This is a genomic window from Rhodospirillaceae bacterium (assembly GCA_028819475.1).
Classification (GTDB): domain Bacteria; phylum Pseudomonadota; class Alphaproteobacteria; order Bin65; family Bin65; genus Bin65.
In genome coordinates, this window is record JAPPLJ010000022.1 from 1 (window position 1) to 1,563 (window position 1,563).

Consider the following 1,563-nt stretch of genomic DNA (forward strand, 5'->3'; position numbering starts at 1 on the left):
CTGCGAAATGGGCCAGACCGCCGCAACCTTGTCTATCCCCCTCTTCAGAGGGGGAAGTGGCCGAGCGCAGCGAGGTCGATGGGGGTGCCGTGCCTGTAGGGCCGTGCATGACGCTACGCCACCCCCACCTGGCCTCCCAATCTGAAGAGGGGGAGGAATAGGAAAGCGTCCGCTGGCCGATAGTAGCGGCTTTTCGCAGAGGAATCCTTGGGTGAGGGGGCCGCTGGCGGGCCGTTACGCGCGTTCGCCGATGTCATAAGCCGATAGTGCCGCCCCGGATTTAATCCGGGGCGTATCGAAGGGCTTGCCCTTCGATGCTCCGGCGCCGCGGATGCTACCTGTCCCGTCTCCCCGTTCAGCGGCCCTTCGGCCAACCGGCCGAATCCAACTTCGCCCGGCGCGTCCGCACCGGAGCAATGGAGATGAATATTGCAAAGCCGGCAACGTCTTTTGCAAATATAACGAAGTTCTACTATTTCATATCAAAATTGAAATCTCCAAGGGAGCGGACCGTTGTCCGACCCGACGCACAGCCCCGTCACCAAGGCGTTTCCTCGCGACGACATCGCGCGCAGAATCTCCGCATACAGCGCGCTCCATGACGAGTCCGGCGGAGGCACGGTAACGGCGCGCGAGGCGCAGTCGGGGTCGATGGCCAAACGGTATCATGACCTGGTGACCGATTTCTACGAATACGCCTGGGGGCACTCGTTCCACTTTGCTCCGCGCCGCAAGAACGAATCCTTCGCGGAGTCCCTGCGCCGGTATCAGCGATTTGTGGCCGAGTCGATCGGCCTGAAACCGGGCATGAGGGTTCTGGACGTGGGCTGCGGAATCGGCGGTCCGATGCGCGAGATCGTCAAGGTCAGCGGCGCCCATGTCGTTGGCCTGAACATCAACGCCTACCAGCTCGCGAAGTGCGAGCGATACAACCGGAAGGCCGGCATCGCCGACCGCACCGGCCTGCTCGAAGGCGATTTCATGGCCATTCCGGCGAAAGACGCCAGCTTCGACGCCGTCTACCAGATCGGAGCGACCTGTCACACGTCTGACAAGGTCGGCGTCTTTTCCGAGATATTCCGCGTGCTGAAGCCGGGCGGGCTGTTTGCCAGCGACGAGTTCTGCCTGACCCCGGCCTATGACTCCGGCAACCCGGAGCACCGGCGGCTGAAGAAGTTCATGGAGCACGGTGCGAGCCTCCCCGACATTCCGCCCTTCGAGGCGGTGACCGAGGCTCTCGAGCAGGTCGGGTTCGACCTGCTGGAAGCGCGCGACATGAACGCCGAGCCGGGCGTGGAAACGCCCTGGTGGAAAGTGCTTGAGGGCGGCGAGTTCGGCCTGAGGAGCTTGCCGCGCGGATCGGTCGGCCGAAGAATCACGGCGACCGCGACATGGGTCCTGGAGAAGGTGGGCGCGGTGCCCGACGGCACGACGGCGGTGGCGAAGATGCTGAACGAGGGCGCGGACGGCTTTCTCGGCGCCGGCCGTCTCGGGATTTTCACGCCAAGCTACTACACGAAGGCGCGGAAACCGGAAACGGCCCGGAGCCTGCCCTGAGCGAAG

General features: G+C 63.9%; 1 protein-coding gene. It reads left to right on the plus strand.

Translation table 11 applies throughout. The features are described 5' to 3' along the window. The first annotated feature begins 513 nt into the window (after positions 1-513). Entirely contained in the window at positions 514-1,557 is a 1,044-nt protein-coding gene (locus OXM58_05665) for a methyltransferase domain-containing protein (GenBank protein ID MDE0147838.1), read from the plus strand. Positions 1,558-1,563: the final 6 nt, after the last annotated feature.